Annotated in this window: 1 protein-coding gene; it reads left to right on the forward strand. The window is 40.9% G+C overall.

What is annotated here, in order from left to right; all coding sequences use genetic code 11:
- Window positions 1–814, forward strand: an 814-nt coding sequence (locus tag C3B52_RS35685; RefSeq protein WP_103111015.1) for a flavin-containing monooxygenase, incomplete at both ends; no start/stop codon positions are given.

Here is an 814-nt window from a genome sequence, read left to right on the forward strand (position 1 = left end):
TATTGTCATCGGTGGAGGTCAGGCCGGGCTTGCGGCTGCTTACTATCTCAAACAAAATTCAGTGAATTTCCTCATCCTTGATGGTCACAGGGAGGTTGGTGATTCATGGAGAGACCGCTATGATTCTCTTCATCTGTTTACGCCAAGAATGTATAATAGTTTACCTGGTGCTCCCTTTCAAGGTGATCCTCAAGGTTTACCACATAAAAATGAGGTTGCCGATTATTTGAAAAATTATGCGAAGCGTTTAGAACTTCCTGTTCAAAGCAATACACAAGTTACATCATTAAACATGAACAATGGAATCTTTGAAGTCTCCACAACGAAGGGTACGTTTAGATCAAAAAAAGTTATAGTAGCCACCGGTCCTTTTCAGAAGCCACTAGTTCCTTCCTTTCATGACAAGCTTGGTGATGCAGTTATACAATTACATTCTTCTGAATATCGAAATAAGAACCATCTCAAGGAAGGGGGTGTTCTTGTTGTAGGTGCAGGAAACTCTGGGGCCCAAATTGCCAGTGAGTTGGCAGATGATTTTGATGTGCATCTGTCTGCAAGCGGTGAGATCCAGTATAAACCGTTACATATTTTCGGGAAGAGTATTTTTTGGTATTTCGACAAGGTGGGCTTTTTAACAGCAAACCGCAAAAGTACGTTAGGTAAATGGTTGCATGCAATGCCAGAACAGATTTATGGAAAAGAGTTAAAGCTGCTCATTCAACAAGGAAGGATACAACTTCATGCAAGGACGGAAAAGATAGTAGATCAAACGGTGTATTTTCAGAACGAAGAATCTCCCATACATATCGACAAC

It is taken from the genome of Brevibacillus reuszeri, from assembly GCF_002897295.1.
Taxonomy (GTDB): Bacteria; Bacillota; Bacilli; order Brevibacillales; family Brevibacillaceae; genus Brevibacillus; species Brevibacillus reuszeri_A.